Raw genomic sequence first — 21186 nt, 5'->3', positions numbered from 1 at the left:
AAAAAGACCGCCCGATTCAAGTTAAACCTGAATGAGACGGTCGTATGAACTTATTTCAGTAGACCGACTGATTCCAGGGTTGGTGTGAGAACCTTTTCCATATTACCCAGGAAGTCTTCAAATCCGGTTGAATCTTCATACACAAGGGTCAGACCCACTTCTTCACAAAACTGTCTGAATTCAGGATCATCAAACATCTTCTTAAAACCCTCTTCAAGGAAAGCCACTCTGTCTTCGGCTACACCCTTGGGAAGAGCCAGACCTCTCCAGTCCAAAACAGGAGCTTCAATGTCAAACCCTGCCTCTACAATAGTGGGGATATCGGGGAAATTAGGTTCTTTTACAAGATTATTCACACAGAGAACCTTGATTTCGCCTGCTTCATAAAGCTGTTTAACTTCTGCAATACCGGCAACGGCGACATCCACATGTCCACCCAGAACGGCAGAACGGGAGGGAGCAGCACCATCAAAGGGAACATAGTTAAATTCAATCCCTTCTTCGGTTGCGAAGGACGCGGCAGAAAGATGCTTGTCACCACCAGCTCCGGTGTGTCCTAGAGAAACCTGCCCGGGATTAGCCTTTGCATAATCAACGAGATCTTTCAAACTATCCCACTGAGAATCAGCCTTGACGTAGATTACAGCAGCACTCTGATTGAGAAGCTGAAGAAGTTCAAAATCTCTGAATGTCATCTCGGACAATCCCATCAGTTTGTAGGTGCTCAGACCGAAAGTAATGAGTCCCACGGTATAGCCGTCAGGACGACCAGACATGACTTCTGCCATTCCAACAACACCTTGTCCACCAGTCTTGTTTACAACATTAACGTTGACACCGATATACTCTTTGGCATTCTTTACAAGAGCCCTGGCAATGGTATCTGTACCACCACCGGCAGACCAAGGAACAATAAGCGTTAAGTCTTTTTCAGGAAAAGAAGGGCCCCCCTTTTCACCTTGTCCAGCCGCTGTGACGAGGCTGCTGACCATGAACATAGCAAGTAACAAAACAACTAATCTCTTCATAAAAAAACTCCTTATATATTTCATTTCACCCTTAGGTGTATTGCACACAAAATGAAAAATTAACCAATGAACCGGGCCATTGGTGTTTTTGTCTTAAAATCCTGGTACTCGGCCTGAGCAAGTTGTTGAACAGCAACGGCAATCCAGCCGCTGATCAGAACATCAAACCAGCTTTCCACACCACTAGCAGCAACGATGACGCCTAAATGTTCAAAAGAACCATAGAAGGCGAGATCGCCGTCTTTGAGGGTTGCAGGGGCCAATAAATGGCTCTCAACATTACTTCTGCCGGCTCTCCAGGCCTGCCGGGCCTTTTCACGGGCCATCTCATCATAGGGATTCTCCCAGACTGTTGGATCTGTAAAGGAATATTCCATCAGTATGGCTTCTTCGAAAGGACAGTCCCAAGGTTTCAATGTTGGGTTCATGACAACGACGTGCATGTCTCTTCTTTTTGCTTTCTCTGATAAAAGTTTTTGTATTGACGGTTCCAACAGTCGAATAGCCTCTTGGACAAGCATTCTATGATTCATATCCCGCATCCTCGTTTCATATTTAGAAACTACGTTTCTGTTAATTGTGATGATAAAGGCTACTTCCCAAATCTGTCAAGAAAAATTTTTAATGCTTTTTTTTCTTGACGCGGAACGGTATTTCATAATATGAAATACAGATGGAACAAATCGAAACAAAGTTAAACACGATAGGAAAGGCAATTGCCATCATCGAAATAATACAACAGACAAACAGACCCATGAGCATCAAGGAAATTGCTGAAAATCTGGATATGAACAAGTCTTCCATTCACCACCATATGAAAACCCTGACAGAATTCGGATATCTCCAAAAAGACGGTGAGTCCAGAAAATATGATATTGGCCTTGGGTTAGTACGGGCCGGACAATCCTATCTTCAGAGGTTGGATGTCAGAGAACGGGGCCACTATTTCTTGGAACAGCTAAGCCGGAAACTCAGCGAAACCGTCCATATGCTGGTTTTGGATCATAACGAGGTGGTTTATGTAGACAAGGTGGATGTCAACCATCAGCCCGGTGCTTTGACATGCAGTTCTTTCATCGGCCATCGCACAGATGTCTATTCAACTGCTGCGGGAAAGGTTCTTATGGCCCATTTGGAGCGTGGTGACCTCAGGGAGATCTTAAGATCTGTGAAAATGAGGAGTATTACAGAATACACGATTACCGATTGTGACCGTTACCTGGAAGAATTGGTAAAGGTAAAGCAACAGGGATATTCTCTGGATCTGCAAGAACATGCTCTGGGACTTCAGTGTATTGCCGTTCCCGTTATGAACCTTCACTCTCAATGCGTTGCCGCCATCAGTGTTTCCTGTCCTGTGAGCATTATTTCCAGGGAGGATCTGGAAGATGAAATTCTCAAACAACTAAAAGAAACTGGTCTTCAGATTTCCAGAACCATGGGATACATTCCCGAACAGAGAAACAAAGGAACAAATTAATTTCCACAGAACCGTCTCTAAACACCTAGTTACTGCAAAATAAAACCTTACACTCCAAGGTCTTATGAATATCCCTTTAGAGATCGATTCATCATATCAAAGTAATTTGCCTCATGGTTTTGCATCGATTCTATATAAAGAAATACCTATTCATATATCCGAACAGCACTTCAACATATCAGATTTTTTTATTGACAGATCTAAATTTCATGATTTATCATGTAGATCAATTGTTGAAACATCATTTCTTATATCGAAACTACATCCAGTATAGACAATCTTTGAGTTCCTTTGTAGGGGATGAGTTGTATCAATAGGTCAAGAATTTTCTGTTTATTTCTACAGTTTCATCAGAAACACAAAAATTAGGAGGAATGTATATGACATTCAAAATGAAAAGTATTCGGTTAACAGTCCTGATGCTCCTTATTGCATCTTTTTTTCTTCTTTCCGTATCCGCTTTTGCAAACGGACAGCAGGATTCAGCAGCACCGGCCAATGGTGAAAAAAAGGTGATGAAAATCAATGCGGCATCCATGTTTGATGAAGTTCACCCCTTCACTCAGACCTACTACAAATTTGAAGAACTTGTGAATAAATACCAAGATGAAGTGACAATTGAAGTAAAGTACAACCTGAATAAATCTCTAGGCATCGAAACAGACTATTTTCGATTCATGAGTCAGGGAGAATCTGTAGACCTTGCTATTTTAGCTCCAGCAAATATTGCAACACGTGTTCCTAGCATAGCCATTGTGGATATGCCTCTCTTATTTAAAGATTACGCTCACAGAAACAGAGTTCTAGCCAGCGATTTATTTAAAGCTATTGAAGAAGATGTTGTTAAAAAAGCCAATGTTCGTATCATCGGTTATGCCGGGGGAGCCAGCAGAAGTATCATATCCAACTACCCCATAACAAACATGGAAGATCTTCAGGGATTCAAACTCAGAGTTCAAGGAGCACCCATCTGGGCAAAAGTATTTGATGCTGTAGGAGCGGTTCCCTCTGTAATTGCCTATGATGAAGTATACAGTGCCATTCAAACAGGTGTTATTCAGGGTCTTGAAAATGAAAAGATCGGATACGCACAGATGAGATTCTTTGAAGTGGCACCCCACTATACTCTGAACGAGCACTCCATTACAGTCCGTCCTTTATTCATGTCAGAAAAAGCTTACAATAAATTCTCTCCAACTGTTCAGGCAGCTATTATGAAAGCCGGTAAAGAAGCAGGAGAATTCGGAGCTCAGGTTGAACTGGAACTTGGCCAAATTGAATTGGATAAACTTGTTAAGAGTGGTTTAGCCAACGTTCACCCCTTCTCTGATGCAGATAAGGCCGAATTCAAGGCAAGAGCAACACCTGCACTTCTTAAATATGTAGAAGAAGCAGGCTTTACAGAACTTTACAACGGAATCCAGGCTATCAAATAATTTTAACCATTATTAAAAACAGGTCACCCGGATTAATATCCGGGCCTGTTTATCAAGGAAAACTATGATAGACACTCAAATTGGGAAAAATACATCCCTCATAACAAAAATTGCAAATACACTTTATAGAAGTTTATTAATTATTCAGACCTCCTTCCTGGGGTTCCTGTTAATCCTCGTAACTCTACAGATAATTTCCAGACTGATACCGGCTCTTCCCTATATGCTCTGGACAGAAGAAATCTCAAGATTCCTCCTCGTATGGGTTATATTTCTGGGGGCAGCAATCGGTGTTAAAGAGAACTCACATTTTACGGTGAGCCTCCTACCGGAACCCAAGTCCAAACTAGGTGCAACCATCTGGGAGCTGTCTATTGCGGGATTAACTATTATTTTTGCGGCTATCTTTACCTACAGAGGATACAAATACGCAAAAGTCATGTTCTGGGACATCTCAGATATTGCCCAGATATCTATGATCTGGGTGGGTAGTGCCATACCGGTCTTCGGAATACTGTCACTGATATTTCTGTTTGAAACGGTGATTAAGCTAACAAAAAAGGCTGGTGAATAATTATGGGATCCAATGAAGTCGCAATGATGCTCTTCGGAGTTTTTCTAATATTAGTCTTTGCACGGGTACCCGTTGCATTTGCCCTGGGACTTGCGTGTATACCGGTAATCATGCTCAATGATACGGTTTCGTTATTTGCACTGATTGACCGGGTTTTTATCTCTTACAACTCCTTCCTCCTCCTGTCTGTGCCATTCTTTCTTTTGGCAGCCAGCCTGATGAATTCAAGCGGCATAACCAAAAAACTCATGAACCTATCCCGAACCACGGTAGGTCATCTGCCGGGGGGACTGGGACATGTGAATGTCTTTGTCAGTATGCTTTTTGCTGGAGTCTCCGGTTCATCAACTGCCGATGCAGCGGGAATTGGTAAAATTCTAATACCGGAAATGATAGACCAGGGATATGACAGAAAGTTTTCCATCGCCATCACAGCCTGTTCATCCGTAATGGGAGTCATCATCCCCCCCAGCATCCTTATGCTGATATGGGGTGGAACAATGTCTATTTCTGTCGGCTCTCTTTTTCTGGCCGGAATCATCCCCGGTATACTTTTGGGACTATCAATGATGACAACAGTCTACATATATGCAAAGAGGAATCATTATCCGGTTTATGACAAATCCGGTTTTACCGATTTTTTTAAAGCATTTGTCATCGCAATTCCTGGATTGATGACTCCTCTGATCATTCTGGGGGGTATTACCTTCGGCTGGTTCACTCCTACCGAAGCATCAGCAATTGCCGTTTTATATACTATGGCCCTTGGGTTTTTAAATAAAACCATTAACCCCAGAAAATTTGTAAAGATCCTGAGTGAAACAGCAAGACTCACAGGTATATCTCTCTTCTGTGTGGGAACGGCATCCGCCTTCAGCTGGCTTTTGTCATATCATGAAGTCCCTCAGGCTCTGGTTGCCCTGATTTCTTCGATGCACATTGGCCCCAGAGGGATTACTCTCATGATCGCCCTTGTATTTTTACTGATCGGATTGTTTATCGATGCCATTCCCGCTATCATCATCATGGGTGGAGTTCTGTACCCCATAGCCTTGGAAGCAGGAATTCATCCCATACATTTTTCCATCATCGGTATAGTATCGCTGGCATTTGGGCTGGTAACACCTCCCTATGGATTGTGTCTTCTTATATCTGCCAGGATTGGAGAAATGAGTGTTCACAAAGTTCTTAAGGATGTTGTTATTATTCTGCTGCCCATGCTATTTATCCTGATTCTGATATGCCTCATACCGGATATTGCCATGTTCCTGCCGCGTTTGATAACTCCACAGTTCCTATAGGACTCTGGAGCTTATGAGCCCTATTCATTAATGACTGGAATCGTAAATCGGTTTCGGTCGTTCAAAATACCGGAACAAGGAATCCAAACAATGAGTAAGAAAACACATAGCGTTTTATTAATGGACTCGATGCGAGTAGAAAGAACCTACACAGGAGGAAAACTCCTTGATGAGTGGCAGAGTATCCATCCTGCTAAGGATGGGCTAAAACCGGAAGAATGGATCGCCTCCTCTACTCCGTCGCGCTATGCCCCCGATCCAACAACAGGATTGAGCAGAATCAGAAATGATGAAATGAAGGGGAAGTTTTTAAAAGATTATATAGCAGAGGACCCGGCAGGAGTTCTGGGAAAAAAACACTTTTCCGAATTTGCTGAGAACCAGGGCTTCCTGACAAAAATCATCGATTCAGATAAACGTTTGAACATACAAACTCATCCAGACAGAACACAGGCTAAGATTCTCTTTGATTCCGATTTTGGAAAATCTGAGGCCTGGTATGTCATGGGAGGAAGAACCATCGACGGTGAAGAGCCCTATATACTGATGGGGTTCAAGCCAGGGATGACAAGAGAACGATGGGAAGATTTGGTAGACAAACAGGATATTACTGCCATGGAAGAGTCTCTTCATAAGGTGACCATCAGCAAAGGTGATGTATTCTTCATTCCCAGTGGAATGCCCCATGCCATAGGGTCGGGCAGTATGATTGCGGAGATCCAGGAACCCACAGACATCACTTTTAGAGTTGAAAAAATTTCTCATCCAGGAAAAACTTATCCTGAGGAAACCTATCACCAGGGTGTTGGTTATAAAAAGATGTTTGACTGCTTTGACTACACCACCTTTTCAAAGGAAGAGGTCCTGAAGAAAACAAAGGTCAAACATATCACAGAAAAAACAGGCATCAATTCTGTAAAGACTGAAATCATCAATAAGGACGATACTCCCTTCTTTTCTATGGACAGAGTTGTCATTGGCAACTCCGGCAGCTGGCAGCTGGATAATAGCATGGGATTTGCATCGTGTGTCATCTTGGAAGGCCGGGGAACAATAACTCATTTATCTAAAACCTATACTTTGAATAGAAGCGATGAAGTATTCCTTCCCTGCAGTAATGAAACCTATGTTTTCCATGGCGATGAGGGATCGGAACTGGATATCCTCTTTTGTTATCCTCCGGGTAGAAAATCCTAATTAAAAAAAACGGAGAAGAGTCTTAGGCTTTCTCCGTTTTTTTATTCAACGATTCAGAAAATCATTTTGAAGGGATGCTTTTATAAATCCCTTTGATGGCTTTATTATGATCCGCCTCATCAACTCCGATGATTATATTTTGATCAGAAGAGCCAAAATCAATCATTCTGAGAGTGACCCCTTCGGCTGCTAATGACGAGAAAAGATCGGTCATCAGATTTGGAAGAAACTTCATTCCATTTCCAACCATGGCAACGAGACTCATTTTGTCATCAACCTTAACCTCATCAACTTCAAGAGCTTTTAAACCTTCTATGATTTTGTCTTTCTTGAGTTCAAGGCCGTTCTCTTTTACAACAACAGTGACCGTATCGATACCCGACAGAATATGTTCTGCCAGGATGTCATGACTTTCGAAAAGCTCAACAATTTTACGAGATAAGCTAAGGTCAGCATTTCTCATTGCTTTTTTTATAGTGAATGCCGTAAACCCTTTCACGCCGGAAATACCACAAATCTTTTGCGTTGACGAATCTCTTGACGGCAAAATCAGGGTCCCATCATCCAGAGGTCTATTGGTGTTTCTAATATTGATGGGAATCCCTTTTTCCTGGACTGGAAATATAGCCTCATCGTGAAGAACACCGGCTCCCATATAAGCCAAATCCCGCAGTTCCTGATAGGTGATCTGTTGAATTGTGGCGGCTTCAGGAATAATGCGTGGATCAGTCATCATAAAACCTGAGACATCGGTCCAGTTCTCATACAGATCCGCACTCAGAGCATTTGCCGCAACGGCCCCTGTTACATCCGAACCACCCCGACTGAGTGTTCTGATTTCTCCCTCTTCATTCTTACCATAAAAACCGGGAATGACATATCGCTTGCCTGAGTCACTGCATCGGCTAAGGACTTTTTCATAGGAGGACGGATGAACCTTCCCACTGGAGTTGATTATAATAACATCTCCAGCTTCAACAAATTCGGCACCAAGAAGGGCTGCAAGAATCCGTCCATTGATGGCCTCTCCGCGACTGACTATGTAGTCCTCCCCTGCTCCGGAAAGGATTTTATCTTTTGTAGTTTTAAGTTCAGAACTAAGATCAATATCCAGATTCAAATCTTTAATCATGGTTTGAAACCGACTGACAATCCGATCCCACTCGTTGTCAAAAGACTGATTCATCTTGACCTTTTCATGAATCATCAATAATAAATCTGTAATTTTTACATCATCTTTGTGTGCTTTTCCAGGCGCAGAGGGAACAATAATGCGTCGACTCATGTCGGCGTTTATGATATCCCGTACTTTTTTCATCTGCTCGGCTGTTGCAAGACTCGTACCGCCGAATTTAGCTATTTTTAACATGATATTACCTTTTGTTCTGAGAAAACTCCCACAAACTATTTTTTGTGGGAGTATAAATGTCATTTTGTATTCTGTAAATATAGAATGAAACTACACCAATTCAAGAGAAATCAAAGTTTCGGCAATCTGGACTGCATTCAATGCAGCGCCTTTGCGAACATTATCCGCAACGACCCAGAGATTCAAACCGTTAGTTACAGATTTATCTTCCCGGAGACGTCCTACAAAGACATCGTCCTGCCCTTCCATTTCCAAGGGTGTTGGATATTCCAACTTTGTGAAATCATCAACCAGTGTGATACCGGCCGCTTTTGAAAAGATATCTCTTGCCTGAGCCACTGTACAGGGCTTTTCCATTTCAATGTTGATGGATTCAGAATGGCCACGGAAAACAGGAACTCTTACAGCCGTTGGGCACACAAGAACTTCAGGGTCCATGATTTTATGCGTTTCATGAACCATTTTCATTTCTTCTTTTGTGTAACCATCCTCCAGAAAGATATCGATCTGGGGAAGAACATTAAACATGATCTGTTTTGGATACACTGTGTGTGTGACAGGAGATCCTTCCGCCCAGCATTTCGCTTGATTAGCCATTTCGGCAATGGCAGGACCACCACCGCCAGAGATAGCCTGGTATGTTGAAACCACAACACGCTTGATCTTAAAGAGATCATGCAGGGGTTTCAGTGCAACCAACATTTGAATGGTTGAGCAATTAGGGTTGGCGATAATACCTTTATGCTCCCTGAGAGCTTCCTTGTTGACTTCTGGTATAACCAGAGGCACTTCGGGATTCATTCTCCATTCACTAGAGTTATCCACCACAATAGCGCCTTCTTCAACAGCCATAGGAGCCAACACTTTACTGGCACCCGCTCCGGCAGAAAAGATAGCGATATCGATGCCAACAAAGGCACCCTTCTTCGCAACTTGAACGGGGACATCTTTCCCGTTGAATTTGACACTTTTTCCTTCATTCTCGGAAGTGTCCAGCGGAACCAGCTCGCTCAAGGGGAATTTTCGTTGTTCCAGAGTCTTGATCATCTCTGATCCAACAACACCCATGGCTCCGACTACTGCAACTTTACATTGTTTCATATTTGTTTCTTCCTATGATGAATATATTACTTAAGAGCTGCGAGAGCTTCTTTCAGTACGGCTACACCGCGGGTACACTCTTCTGTAGAGCAAGAGTAGGCAATTCTAATATGACCCTCTCCGGATGTGCCGAATACACTCCCTGCCACTGTGGCAATACCGTACTCCTGAATCAGATAGTCTGCCATTTCCTGAGAAGTCAGTCCGTAGGCGCTGATGTCTGGAAAGACATAGAAAGCACCTAGAGAATCGCTTACACTCAATTTGGGAATAGAACGCAAGCCCTCTAAAATGATCTTACGTCGTTTCGCGAATTCCTTAACCATATCATCAACACAAGTCTGGTCACCTGTCAGTCCTGCAACTGCACCATGCTGTATAAATGTGTTAACACAAACCGTTGTATACTGTCTTATTTTGAGGATACCCCTGGTCAGTTTTTCAGAGGCTACGGTCCATCCAAGACGCCATCCGTCCATAGCATAGATCTTGGAAAAACCATTGATAATGATAGTTCTCTCTGCCATTCCGGGCACAGAATAGATACTGGGAGCCACTCGCTCTTCTCCAAAGTAGATTCTAGAATAAATCTCATCGGATATAACAAGTAAGTTATGACGGATTGCGATTTCAGCCAAAGCTTCAAGATTCTCTTTACTAAGAACACATCCCGTAGGATTTCCAGGAGATGTGATACACAAGATCTTAGTTTTATCCGTTATTCTTTTTTCAACTTCTTCTGGTTTTATCATAAATCCGTCTTCGGCAGTCGTTGGTATTTCAATGGGAGTACCACCTGCAATGGAGACAATGGATTTATAGTGATGCCAGTTTGGATCGGTGACAAGCACTTCATCTCCAGGATTTACGAAGGCCAGCATAGAAGCCAGAATTCCTTCGTTAGCCCCGGACATCACAATAGATTGAGTCTCACCATTTACGGGCACACCCGTATCAAGTTCGGTACGAACTCCAATGGCTTTTCTCAGGGGAAGTATCCCCAGATTGGGAGAATAATGGACTTCCCCGCGGTTCATGGCCTCAATGGCAGCATCTTTAATATGCTGAGGAGTATCAAAGTCAGGTCTTCCCACCTGCCAGTGTATTACTTCCCGTCCTTCTGCTTCCAATTCTCTGACTTTATCAAAGACTTTCCGGATACCGGAAAAAGGAATATCATCAAGTCTGGACGCAAACATTTCTTCTGCAATCATTTCTTTTTTCATATTTTTAATCCCTCCTTTTATTTGTGTTTTCTCAAGATCACATTATCATAGTCTCCACCTTCAATGCGAGCTTCAACAATGACAGGACCTTCCGTAGAAAATGCCTTTTCCAATACGCTGCGATACTCGTCTGCACTCTCTGCATGAAGGACAGGCACACCAAAGATGGAATCTGCTCTAGGTGTCTCCTGCTGGTCCAGATCGGTTTTGTAAAATGGGAAGGATTTTTTATCCTGTTTCAGGCGGATAAGCTCCAGCATATGGTCTACAAGAATTACAAAAACAACTGAAAGGTTTTGTCTCTGAGCAACGACCATTTCACCAGCCATCATAAGAAGACCACCATCACCTGTAACACATACTACTTTTCTATCCGGCATACTTAACTTAGCGGCGATGGCCGCGGGTATTCCGAATCCCATCGAAGACCAGCCATTACTCATGATCTGAAGTCCCGGCGCGGGAGTGCGCCACATCTGGCCGATCAAGTGAGTATGGGCTCCAACTCCACAAGTCATAATTCCATCCTGAGGGAGAACATCTCTCAAAATAGATAAAGCCGCTCTTGAACCAAAGCTTCCGGGAGCCGGTTCCAATGCCTGAAACATTGCATTTTTCCGTTCTACCAGTGCGTTCAGATCCCATTCTGAGTTAATGGGATCTAATGCTGTCAGTACGGAGAGAGCCGCGTTTATATCACCGATCACATCAGTTACAGCAGGATATTCAATCCGGTCAATATCAGCTGGAACCGTATCCAGATGAATCAGAGGAACCTCGGGCATCCAGCTTTCATAGTTGAACTCAACGGGATCGTAACCGACTCCAATAACCAGATCTGCCTGACTATAAGTTTCGGCAACTCTGTCGCTAAGGGCATGAAATAAAACACCCGCATACAGAGGGTGATCTTCGGAAATCATTCCTTTAGCCATAGGTGTGAGAACCACGGGAATACCATGGCGTTCTGCAGTGGCCACGATCAGGGCTCCTGCTTTAGAACGAACTGCAGAGAGTCCTACAGCAAGAACGGGACGGTGGGAATCACAGAATTGTTTTTCTAATAAGTAAAGAGATTTTGTATTAGGAACAAAAGGCTCTGCCGCAACGGGCAGAACGATGCTTTCCTGTGAGTCTGGAACTTCGATGGGTCCAAGATCCTCGGGAAGTCCGATATGTACAGGACCGGGAGTATCTGAAATCGCGATCCTTACAGCCTTTTGAAGAACCTGATCGATAGTTTCCGGTTTTAACGAAGTTGTGAATTTAGTAAGAGGTCTGAACAGAGCCTGCTGGTCAATAGCCATCTGAACTGTTCTTCCCTGCATCTTTTCGGGAGGCTCACTGGTAAAGGCAATGATAGCTGACCTATCCAGCAAAGCTCCACCGACACCTGTACCCAGGTTTGTGGCACCGGGACCTACTGTGGCATAACAAGCGCCAGGGATACCTGTCAGTCGGTATGTGACATCAGCCATAAAACCGGCACTGGTTTCATTACTAACCAGAATAAATTCAATACCCTTTTTTCTCATGGCTTCCATATAATACAGCCAAGAACCACTAGGAACACCAAATACATAGCGAATACCCAGCTCCTGTAGCCTTTCAATCACACGATCTGCAACTGTTGACATAATTTAACCCCTTAGTTTCAACATAATATCTATTGTAGCGCCGTTAAGCTTCTATATAAATCAAACATAATACATGTTTAACATCCTATTTCCTATATTATATATCGCAGTGTTGAATTTTTGCAAGTAAAATCATTAGGATTAAGAAGTTTTTCAAATTTATTCTTGCTGAATTTTTTATACCTGTATATCATATATTATCTATTTTTATTCCAACAAGGGAAAAAGCTGTGCAAAAAATAATATCCCTATCAATCAGGGAACAAATCTACAATGGGGTCAAAGAACAGATCCTTAAAAACGTTTACAAACCTTATACTCTATTGCAAATAGATCATTTAGCAGAGAATTTCGGTGTCAGCGCTACTCCTGTCAGAGAAGCACTTGTCAGGCTGGAATCAGATGGTCTGGTGACTCTGATACCCAACAGAGGAGCCCAGGTCACTGGGATCTGCGATAATGACATTGAGAATATATGGGAAATGAGAAGGCTACTGGAGCCTTTTGCGGCTCATTTGAGTCTACGCCTGATCACAGACAAAGAGCTGGATGATTTGGAAAGCAAGATCAAGAATTTAAAAGTAAATCCTTTTGACCACGACCTTTACATTGAAACAGACAAATGCCTTCATTCCCTGTTTTTCTCTCATTTGAGCAATGATTTACTCATAGAAGCCATCAAAAAGGTGCATGAAATGTCCGATAGACTGCGCTATTTTGCAGAAGAAAGCGGGGTTGAAATGCACGATAAGATCATTGAAGATGTTATCCATGAGCATCTTACAATTCTGGCAATGATCAGAACACGAGACCCCGAACGGATATCTGCCCCCCTCTATACCCATCTCATGAACGGTGAAAGACGTGCTTTGGAAGCACGTGCAAAAAGCTCTAAAACTCATTCTGAAAATTAAAAGGGCACTCCCTGCTCAAAGCCTGATGACCTTTTCTCTAAACAATTTTTAATAATTTTTTATCCATTTCTCCTTAGAGAGAAGGGCATCAGACGACTCTTCCACTCTTAAAAAATCCAAAAAGAAATTGCTTGCAGGGTGAATAAATGTATGGTACTCTTTTTTTAAATAGAATATATGATATAGGATTAGCAAGTCAGACGATCAGTATTGAATATTGATTTTAACATTTTAGCGAGGTAAGAAAGTGAAAGAAAATGTCAAAGGCGTCGATGCAGAAATCGGGCCGGTGGTAGATGGTGAAAAGATTCTCGAAAAAAAAGATCGGGAATCCAAATGGCGTAAGGACATGTCCCACTTCTGGAAAATTGTAATTGCTGTCATTTCTAGTTTTTACATCTCATACCATATGTATACATCAAGATTTGGTATGCCAGAGACAGTCAAGCATAGAGCGATCCATGTAGGGTTCATCCTTATATTGGTTTTTTTACTGTTTCCAGGTACCAAGAAAGCTCCTAGAACAAGACCCAGCGTTATGGATCTTGCATTAGTATTCATTTCCTTGGCGGCCACACTTTATACCTTACTAAGTAGGGATGCGTTTCTGATAAGAGCCGGAGTATCCGCACCAATGGATATTTATGTAGGCGCAGTCATGATTCTTCTTGTACTTGAATCGTGTAGAAGAGCAGTTGGTCCTCAATTACTCACACTATGTATTATATTTCTGTTGTATGCTTACTTTGGACGACACATTCCAGGTGTTCTTTCCCATAGAGGATATACCCTTACCAGAATCATCTATCAGATGTATCTGACAACTCAGGGGATTTTCGGGATGCCCATTGGTGTATCTTCAACTTACCTGATCATATTTGTAGTTCTGGGTGCCATGCTGGATAAAAGCGGTCTCAGCCGATTATTCAATGACATTGCCATGTTTGTTGGTGGTCGTATGACTGGTGGTCCTGCAAAAGTTTCTGTCATTGCCAGTGCATTACTTGGTATGATCAGTGGAAGTTCCGCTACCAATGTAGCCACAACCGGTGCATTTACCATTCCCCTGATGAAAAAAGTCGGATACAAACCCTACTTTGCAGCAGCTATTGAAGCAGCCGCATCTACTGGTGGACAGTTCATGCCTCCTATCATGGGATCAGTAGCCTTTATTATGGCTGAATTCCTGGGAGTACCCTACTTAACTATTGCGGGTGCTGCGATTATTCCGGCGCTGCTTTATTTTGCCGGTGTTTTCTTTCAGATTGACCTCCGTGCCAGAAGACTGGGACTAAAGGGCCTGACCAAAGATCAAATGCCCGATGTTAAATACACGGTCTTGCGCTACGGTCATATGATTATACCTATCGGTATCCTGATCTTCCTTCTGTTTGAAGGACGTACACCCCTGTATGCTGCGTTCTATACAGTAGTTTTTACAGGTATCCTCTCCTGGGTTCGTAAAGAAACCAGAATTGGACCAAAACAACTGCTGGATGTTGCCGTCAGTGCATCACGAAGCAGTCTAAGCATCGGTGTTGCCATGGCTAATGCCGGTTTCGTCGTTGCCGTTCTTTCAATGACAGGTATAGGAATTATCCTTGCAGATAACATCGTTCTACTTTCCGGTGGATATTTGCCCATAGCCTTGATTCTCTGTATGGTCGTTTCTATCATTTTGGGTATGGGACTTCCAACGAGTGCATGTTATGTTATTGCAGCATCAATCGCCGTTCCTATTCTTACTAAAATGGGTGTTCCTGCTTTTCAGGCTCACTTTTTTACCCTCTACTATGCATGTCTGTCTACGATTACACCTCCGGTAGCACTCTCAGCATATGTTGGAGCCGGTATGGCCGGTGCAAAACCAAACCAAGTAGGGTGGACAGCCTTCCGCCTTGCTATTGCAGGGTTCATTGTCCCCTTCTTCTTTGTTTATTCTCCTTCCATGCTTCTTATTTCCGATTCTATATGGTTTATCCTCTGGGATACCTTTACAGCGTTGTTGGGAACTGCCATGCTTGCCATCGCAGGAGAAGGATTCTTCAGAATCAATCTACCTATCCCAGTCAGGCCTGTATTCTTCATTGCTTCAATAGCTCTGATCATTCCTGGATCTACAACTGATATAATTGGTCTTGCTGTGGGTATCGTTGCTATACTGATTGTACAGGTTCTAAAGACAAAGTCTGATAGAAATGTCAGCATTGCCTAATGTGTTTTGGTTTCTTGCCACCAAAAATGGCTTTTTAATAATAAATTTTCGCCTTGAGGCGGAAAAGGAGTACAAGAGATGAGAAAGAGTATTGTATTAGTGCTTATGATTGCACTGACAGGAAGTCTGTGGGCGAATGGTCAACAGGGTTCTGGTGCGACAGGGTCTAACCAGGTTCGTCACATAACTATGGGAACAGCTGGAGTCGGAGGAACCAACTACCCTACAGGTGTTGCAATGGCATCATTGTGGAACGCTAATATCCCCGGAGTGAAGGCTGTAGCCATTGCTACAAACGGAAGTCCTCATAACATAGATTTACTTAGAACTCAGGATGCAGATGTTGCTGTATGCCGTTCATTGGAAGCTTTTCGTGCCGCTAATGGAATGGATCCTTATCCAGAAAAAATGACCTGGATGAGATCGCTGACCGGTGGTCTATTTGCGGACGTATTTCAGGTTGTTGCTACTAAATCAAGTGGTATTACATCTATTGCCGATTTCAAGGGAAAAAGAATCGTTGTAGGTCCCGTTGGATCCGGTGGTGAAGTTGATGCTAGAGAAACTCTGGCAGCTTACGGCTTAACCTATGATGACATCAAACCCAGTTTTGTAGAATTCTCTCAGGGTATTGAAATGCTTGCAGACGGCCTTGTTGACGGTGGAATCATTGGTGTTGCTCTTGGTGCCGCAGCTATGCAGGAACTGCTTTTAGATGACAAATGCATCATACTTCCTATTTCTGATGACGCACTGTCTAACCTGAAAAAAGTAAATGAATTCTATATTCGCCGTACCATTCCGGCCAATATCTACCCAAATCAGGACTATACAGTAGAAACTGTAGGAACTCCTCCCGACATCATCATTGTTCGTGAAGATATGGATGAAGAGCTGGTGTACCAGATGACAAAAACTCTTTATACCAACATCCCCACCATCCATGCGGTATCTGCTTTGCTGACTCAGTTCAACAAAGATTTAGTATTACCTCAGGATCAGATGCTTGTTGAGTACCATGCTGGTGCAAAACGTTATTTCGTTGAGCAGGGCTGGTTGAAATAGATTTTAAAGGCCGGGAGCTATCCCGGCCCTTTTGTAAAAAATCGAAAGGTTTCCTTCCGGTATATACCGGTGGAAACTTTTTTTGTTTATAAATAGATGATAAAGATTTGATAAGAAGGCCTTAAAAATCCTCCCAGAGAGCTGGGAGGATTTTCAGTTTAAAGAGATGCCAGCAGTTGATTAAAGATTGTACAGGGCCGCATACCGTTAGAGACCATTTCCGGATCAGGAAGATAATAACCTCCCAAATCTACAGGATGTCCCTGTGCCTGCATAAACTCTTCCAAAATTTCCTCTTCATGCTCTTTCAATTCTTTTGAAAGAGCTGCAAATTTAAGCTTGAGTTCTTCATCACGATTCTGTTCGGCCAAGGCCTGAGCCCAATATAAGACGAGATAAAAATGACTGCCGCGAATGTCTATTTCATGAACAGCTTCCGCTGGGCCCCGATTATTTTCCAAATATAACTCTGTGGCCTTTTCAAGGGCCTCAGCGAGGATTAGAGCCTTTGAGTTCTGATAGGTTGTTCCAAAATGCTCCAGAGAAACAGTTAAAGCCAGGAATTCCCCTAGAGAATTCCACTGAAAGTGCCCCTCTTTGATAAATTGCTGAACCAGCATGGGAGCAGAACCGCTTGCTCCTGTTTCAAACAAGACCCCTCCATTCAAAAGGGAAACGATAGACAGCATCTTAGAACTGGTTCCCAGCTCCAGGATGGGAAACAGATCTGTCAAATAATCCCGGAGTACATTCCCCGTTACAGAAATCGTATCCTTCCCCTCTTTCATTCTCTGAAGAGAATATAGAGTGGCTTCTCCGGGAGAAAGGATGCGAACATCTAGGCCTTCAATATCTTCCAATGGAAGATATTTCTTCACTTTTTCAATCACTTTGATATCATGTGGTCGGTTTTCATCCAGCCAAAACACTGCAGGAGCTCCTGTAGCCCTGGCTCTGTTCACACCCAGCCTGACCCAGTCTCTGATTGGGGCATCCTTCACCTGGCACATGCGGAAAATATCACCTTTAGAGACCTTTTGATCCATTAAAAGGGTACCGGATTCATCCACAACACGCACCATACCTTCTGAAGGAATCAAAAAGGTTTTATCATGGGAACCGTACTCTTCGGCCTTTTGTGCCATAAGCCCCACATTTGAGACACTTCCCATGGTCTTAGGATCAAAGGCGCCATTCTGTTTGCTATATTCTATGGTATTCTGATAAATCTTTGCATATGAGCTGTCGGGGATTATCATCTTAACATCTTTCAATTTACCATCGGGCCCAACCATCTTCCCCGAATTCCTTATTGCCGAAGGAATAGAAGCATCAATCAGAACATCACTGGGAACATGAAGGCTTGTAATCCCTCTGGAAGAATCTACCATCGAGAGGTCCGGTCTTTTTTTAGAACACTCTTCAATGGCTGACAAAATCTCATTTTTTTCCGCCGTAGGTAGGGTTTCAAGCTTAGTAAAAAGATCGCCCAGGCCATTATCAGGATTGACTCCCAAATGATCCAGAGTGGATTTGTATTGCGTGAATACATCTTCAAAATAAAGAGAAATCATATGACCAAAAATAATAGGATCTGAGATCTTCATCATACTGGCTTTCAGCTGAATGGAAAGAAGAACATCTTTGTCATAGGCATCTTTTATTTCTTCAGCCAGGAATGACCTCAATGCTGAAATATTCATTACAGCAGAATCCAGGATTTCACCTTCCAACAGAGCAATTTCTTCTTTAAGAAGGAGGGTTTCCCCTTTGTCTGAGACCAACTCTACATGCACTGAGCATGGTTTTGAAATAAGAACAGATTTCTCAGTGTTGTAAAAATCATTGCCTTTCATGGTAACCACATGAGTTTTGGAATCTTGACTCCACTCACCCATCACGTGGGGATGCTTTTGAGCATACTTTTTGACAGCACCGGGAACCCGCCTGTCAGAATTTCCTTCCCGAAGAACCGGATTAACAGCACTGCCTTTAATGAGGTCATACCTTTGTTTTACGACCCTCTCTTGATCATTCGCAGGATTTTCTGGGTAATCTGGCAGATTATACCCCTTTGACTGCAGCTCCTTTAAGGCTCCTAGAAGCTGTGGTACAGAAGCACTGATATTGGGAAGCTTAATGATATTGGCATGAGAATGAGTCACCAACTCTCCCAAGATTTTCAAGTCATCCGAGACCCGCTGATCTTCTGTTAAGTAGTCTGGAAATGCGGCCAGGAGACGTCCTGCGAGAGAAAGATTCTTCACATCAATTTCAATCCCCGCCGTTTTTGTAAAAGATCTGACAATAGGTAAGAGAGAGCCCGTAGCCAAAGCTGGAGACTCATCAGTTACTGTATAAATAATTTTAGATGCCATACATATCTCTCTTTAATATAAGTTTTTATGAAACTCGTTGCTAATGCAAGTTTACAGTCAAAATAAGTAAAATCATAGCATTTTTGAGAACCCTTATCAAAGGTGTCACTTCCTTTTTTAAAATACGATTCTTAGGATTTCCTTGGCCCGCTATCCGAATTTATAGCATATAATAGTGACTGATTTAAAAATATTTATCTAATTTGATCAAAGGAGTTCAAATGAAAATTCGCACAAAACTGATGACCCTCATATTTTCACTGATTACGGCAATGGTGTTATCCTTGTCAATTTTTATACTATTACAAAATTTTATAGGTTCCATAGAAAAGGAAAAAAGCATTCTCTTAGAATACAAAGAAACAATCCAGCAGCAGCATATAGAACTCTATCGATTTCTCATGCCGGAAGTTGGCATTCAGGAGCAGTTGGCACATTACGAAACATTCATTCAAAAAGCAGATACCCTTATGGAGGAGATTAAAGAATTAACCATCCTTCCGAATATCAATGATGATATTCTCCAATCTCTTGATTCAATCATATCTCTCAAAACACCTCTTAAATTAGGCTTTGATACCCTTCTTTACAGCTTTAACACCCTCATTGACTCATATAATAACTCTGGCCTCTCCATTGATGGTGTCAGTCTGAATGAAATGGCAGGAGTCACTTCATCGGATGTTGAGGATATTGAAATCTTCAATTATCACAGAAAATCTTTGGTGAGTGATATATCCGATATGGGGACTGAACTGGATAAGGTAAGCGATACAATTTCAGAACAATATGATGTCATTGAGGGGTTTATCCTATATTTTTCTAAGCGGAGTTTTTTTATACTCCTTCTCCTCGTGGCCATTATTCTGACAATCACAATTATATCGGCTCTCGTTGTCGCCAATAAAATAGCTCATGCAGTAGGAAGCATCAGAACCAGTGTCACACATATGGAGGGAGGTGACTTAACGCGAGATTTTTCATCCAAATTAAAGGATGAGACCCGTTGGCTCAGCGACGACATGAACACCTTCCAAGAAGGACTCAGGAACTCACTAAAATTACTGAAAAATCTTTCTATTCGAAACACAGACGTGAAAGAAGAATTAATCTCAACTGCCACAGAGACTTCGGCGGCGGCGGTTGAGATTTCGGCAAATATTCAATCCATCAACAAACAGATAACCAGCCTTGATGAGAATATCTCTACTTCAAAAGAGCAAATTACGGGAATCTCGGGTTATACAGGAGAATTGAATTCATTCATCCAAGATCAAATTGCCATGGTTGAGCAATCTACGGCTTCGATAACACAGATGATTGCATCTATTTCAAACATTTACAAATTGACCGAGAAAAACAAGGAAGCTATGAACTCTCTTGTAGAGACAGCCAGAGAAGGCGGTGCAAAACTCACTGAAACCACGCAGATTATTGAAGAGGTCAATGCCTCCGTATCTCAGATCACAGGGATGACCAATATCATTCAAAACATATCTGAACAGACAAACCTTCTGGCTATGAATGCCGCCATCGAGGCCGCTCACGCCGGGGAACACGGGAAAGGATTTGCCGTTGTTTCAGATGAAATCCGCAAGCTGGCAGAAGCCTCTTCGGTGAACTCAAAAGAGATCAGTAAAACCCTGGAACGCATCATATTGATCATCCATGAAGCATCAGAATCAGGGCTGGTAACAAAAGAGGCCTTTGATAAGATAGACAGGAATGTCCATGGCGCCTCCGAGGCTCTTCTGGCCATATCCTCCAGCATGCCTGAATTGAATATGGGAGGAAAACAGATCCTGGATGCTATGAGCAGCTTGAGTGAAACATCGTCTCTTGTACAGGAAAAGTCCGGGATCATCAAAAATGATTCTGAATCAATTACAGAGATGATTGGCCAGGTTTCAGACATATCAGGGAATGTGAGTGCCGCCGTATCAGAAATCAATTCTGGATTTTCAGAGGTAGTTCAAGCCGTGGAGGGATTAAAGCAGTTGTCTGATGAGGTTGGTTCTGTAAGCATCGAAATTGATAAGGAAGTAAACCACTTTGTCACCGAAAAAGGCAGCAATTTTGATCAGTAGCTTTGTTTCACCTGATACACGCTTTTGAAGGGATTCTTCGGTAAAAAACAAGGACATCAATAAAAATTATGAAGGCTGATGGTCCGGTCCTCATCTCTGTAGAAGCTGTTGTGTCTGAGGCTTTCCCGGTGTAAAATGTAAAGACTTATTCATGAATATATCGTTTATAAAAATCATA

At 42.6% G+C, this 21186-nt stretch carries 16 protein-coding genes; 9 read left to right on the top strand and 7 right to left on the bottom strand.

All coding sequences use genetic code 11. From position 1 onward, the window contains the following. Positions 1-50 precede the first annotated feature (50 nt). Entirely contained in the window at positions 51-1028 is a 978-nt protein-coding gene (locus tag EXM22_RS17330; RefSeq protein ID WP_168203598.1) for a tripartite tricarboxylate transporter substrate binding protein, read from the bottom strand. A gap of 59 nt (positions 1029-1087) precedes the next feature. Further along, positions 1088-1561, bottom strand: a complete 474-nt coding sequence (locus tag EXM22_RS17325) for a hypothetical protein (protein ID WP_210411517.1) — start codon at positions 1559-1561, stop codon at positions 1088-1090. Positions 1562-1701: 140 nt separating this feature from the next. On the opposite strand from EXM22_RS17325, the gene EXM22_RS17320 reads away from it, so the two are divergent. From EXM22_RS17320 to EXM22_RS17300, 5 genes are all read left to right on the top strand, one after another. Further along, complete coding sequence (locus tag EXM22_RS17320; RefSeq protein WP_149487731.1) at positions 1702-2508, top strand: IclR family transcriptional regulator; 807 nt, start codon at positions 1702-1704, stop codon at positions 2506-2508. A 380-nt stretch (positions 2509-2888) separates the two neighbouring features. Beyond that, on the top strand, positions 2889-3944 hold the full coding sequence (locus EXM22_RS17315) for a TRAP transporter substrate-binding protein (protein WP_168203597.1): 1056 nt from the start codon (positions 2889-2891) through the stop codon (positions 3942-3944). Positions 3945-4008: 64 nt separating this feature from the next. After that, the gene (locus EXM22_RS17310; RefSeq protein ID WP_149487729.1) at positions 4009-4518 is read left to right on the top strand and encodes a TRAP transporter small permease; all 510 of its coding nucleotides are present in this window, start codon (positions 4009-4011) and stop codon (positions 4516-4518) included. 2 nt (positions 4519-4520) lie between these two features. Further along, positions 4521-5819 (top strand): TRAP transporter large permease, encoded by a 1299-nt coding sequence (locus tag EXM22_RS17305; RefSeq protein WP_149487728.1) that lies wholly within the window; start codon positions 4521-4523, stop codon positions 5817-5819. A 90-nt stretch (positions 5820-5909) separates the two neighbouring features. Continuing rightward, positions 5910-7016, top strand: coding sequence for a type I phosphomannose isomerase catalytic subunit (locus EXM22_RS17300; RefSeq protein ID WP_168203596.1), 1107 nt, complete (start codon positions 5910-5912; stop codon positions 7014-7016). 61 nt (positions 7017-7077) lie between these two features. Here the strand turns inward: EXM22_RS17300 and EXM22_RS17295 are convergent, their stop codons facing one another. The 4 genes from EXM22_RS17295 to EXM22_RS17280 form a co-directional block, all read right to left on the bottom strand. Further along, a complete protein-coding gene (locus EXM22_RS17295; RefSeq protein ID WP_168203595.1) occupies positions 7078-8385 on the bottom strand; it encodes an aspartate kinase in 1308 nt (435 codons plus the stop codon). 90 nt (positions 8386-8475) lie between these two features. Then, on the bottom strand, positions 8476-9486 hold the full coding sequence (locus EXM22_RS17290; RefSeq protein WP_149487725.1) for an aspartate-semialdehyde dehydrogenase: 1011 nt from the start codon (positions 9484-9486) through the stop codon (positions 8476-8478). Positions 9487-9512: 26 nt separating this feature from the next. After that, the gene (locus tag EXM22_RS17285; protein WP_149487724.1) at positions 9513-10712 is read right to left on the bottom strand and encodes a pyridoxal phosphate-dependent aminotransferase; all 1200 of its coding nucleotides are present in this window, start codon (positions 10710-10712) and stop codon (positions 9513-9515) included. Between the two features lie 17 nt (positions 10713-10729). Next, positions 10730-12349: a thiamine pyrophosphate-binding protein gene (locus EXM22_RS17280; protein ID WP_149487723.1), complete on the bottom strand. Its 1620-nt coding sequence runs from the start codon at positions 12347-12349 to the stop codon at positions 10730-10732. A 230-nt stretch (positions 12350-12579) separates the two neighbouring features. Here EXM22_RS17280 and EXM22_RS17275 point away from each other — a divergent pair, with 230 nt between their 5' ends. From EXM22_RS17275 to EXM22_RS17265, 3 genes are all read left to right on the top strand, one after another. Beyond that, entirely contained in the window at positions 12580-13263 is a 684-nt protein-coding gene (locus EXM22_RS17275; RefSeq protein ID WP_149487722.1) for a GntR family transcriptional regulator, read from the top strand. Between the two features lie 247 nt (positions 13264-13510). Then, positions 13511-15478 carry a TRAP transporter permease gene (locus tag EXM22_RS17270; protein ID WP_149487721.1) on the top strand — a complete coding sequence of 656 codons (1968 nt, stop codon included), beginning with the start codon at positions 13511-13513 and terminating at the stop codon, positions 15476-15478. A 78-nt stretch (positions 15479-15556) separates the two neighbouring features. Continuing rightward, on the top strand, positions 15557-16543 hold the full coding sequence (locus tag EXM22_RS17265) for a TAXI family TRAP transporter solute-binding subunit (RefSeq protein WP_149487720.1): 987 nt from the start codon (positions 15557-15559) through the stop codon (positions 16541-16543). Between the two features lie 158 nt (positions 16544-16701). Here the strand turns inward: EXM22_RS17265 and EXM22_RS17260 are convergent, their stop codons facing one another. Continuing rightward, complete coding sequence (locus EXM22_RS17260; protein WP_149487719.1) at positions 16702-18921, bottom strand: NADP-dependent isocitrate dehydrogenase; 2220 nt, start codon at positions 18919-18921, stop codon at positions 16702-16704. A gap of 221 nt (positions 18922-19142) precedes the next feature. Here EXM22_RS17260 and EXM22_RS17255 point away from each other — a divergent pair, with 221 nt between their 5' ends. Then, a complete protein-coding gene (locus EXM22_RS17255; protein WP_149487718.1) occupies positions 19143-21008 on the top strand; it encodes a methyl-accepting chemotaxis protein in 1866 nt (621 codons plus the stop codon). The last annotated feature ends 178 nt before the right edge of the window (positions 21009-21186 follow it).

The sequence above is a fragment of the Oceanispirochaeta crateris genome (genome assembly GCF_008329965.1).
Taxonomy (GTDB): Bacteria; Spirochaetota; Spirochaetia; order DSM-2461; family DSM-2461; genus Oceanispirochaeta; species Oceanispirochaeta crateris.
Note: the sequence above shows the minus strand (reverse complement) of the source record. Positions and strands in the feature narration are given on the sequence as shown.

Excerpts from the sequence above, each read along its gene's own strand:
- EXM22_RS17330 (WP_168203598.1), bottom strand. The coding sequence starts at position 1,028 with ATGAAGAGATTAGTTGTTTTGTTACTTGCTATGTTCATGGTCAGCAGC.
- EXM22_RS17325 (WP_210411517.1), bottom strand. The coding sequence starts at position 1,561 with ATGAATCATAGAATGCTTGTCCAAGAGGCTATTCGACTGTTGGAACCG.
- EXM22_RS17320 (WP_149487731.1), top strand. The coding sequence starts at position 1,702 with ATGGAACAAATCGAAACAAAGTTAAACACGATAGGAAAGGCAATTGCC.
- EXM22_RS17315 (WP_168203597.1), top strand. The coding sequence starts at position 2,889 with ATGACATTCAAAATGAAAAGTATTCGGTTAACAGTCCTGATGCTCCTT.
- EXM22_RS17310 (WP_149487729.1), top strand. The coding sequence starts at position 4,009 with ATGATAGACACTCAAATTGGGAAAAATACATCCCTCATAACAAAAATT.
- EXM22_RS17305 (WP_149487728.1), top strand. The coding sequence starts at position 4,521 with ATGGGATCCAATGAAGTCGCAATGATGCTCTTCGGAGTTTTTCTAATA.
- EXM22_RS17300 (WP_168203596.1), top strand. The coding sequence starts at position 5,910 with ATGAGTAAGAAAACACATAGCGTTTTATTAATGGACTCGATGCGAGTA.
- EXM22_RS17295 (WP_168203595.1), bottom strand. The coding sequence starts at position 8,385 with ATGTTAAAAATAGCTAAATTCGGCGGTACGAGTCTTGCAACAGCCGAG.
- EXM22_RS17290 (WP_149487725.1), bottom strand. The coding sequence starts at position 9,486 with ATGAAACAATGTAAAGTTGCAGTAGTCGGAGCCATGGGTGTTGTTGGA.
- EXM22_RS17285 (WP_149487724.1), bottom strand. The coding sequence starts at position 10,712 with ATGAAAAAAGAAATGATTGCAGAAGAAATGTTTGCGTCCAGACTTGAT.
- EXM22_RS17280 (WP_149487723.1), bottom strand. The coding sequence starts at position 12,349 with ATGTCAACAGTTGCAGATCGTGTGATTGAAAGGCTACAGGAGCTGGGT.
- EXM22_RS17265 (WP_149487720.1), top strand. The coding sequence starts at position 15,557 with ATGAGAAAGAGTATTGTATTAGTGCTTATGATTGCACTGACAGGAAGT.
- EXM22_RS17260 (WP_149487719.1), bottom strand. The coding sequence starts at position 18,921 with ATGGCATCTAAAATTATTTATACAGTAACTGATGAGTCTCCAGCTTTG.
- EXM22_RS17255 (WP_149487718.1), top strand. The coding sequence starts at position 19,143 with ATGAAAATTCGCACAAAACTGATGACCCTCATATTTTCACTGATTACG.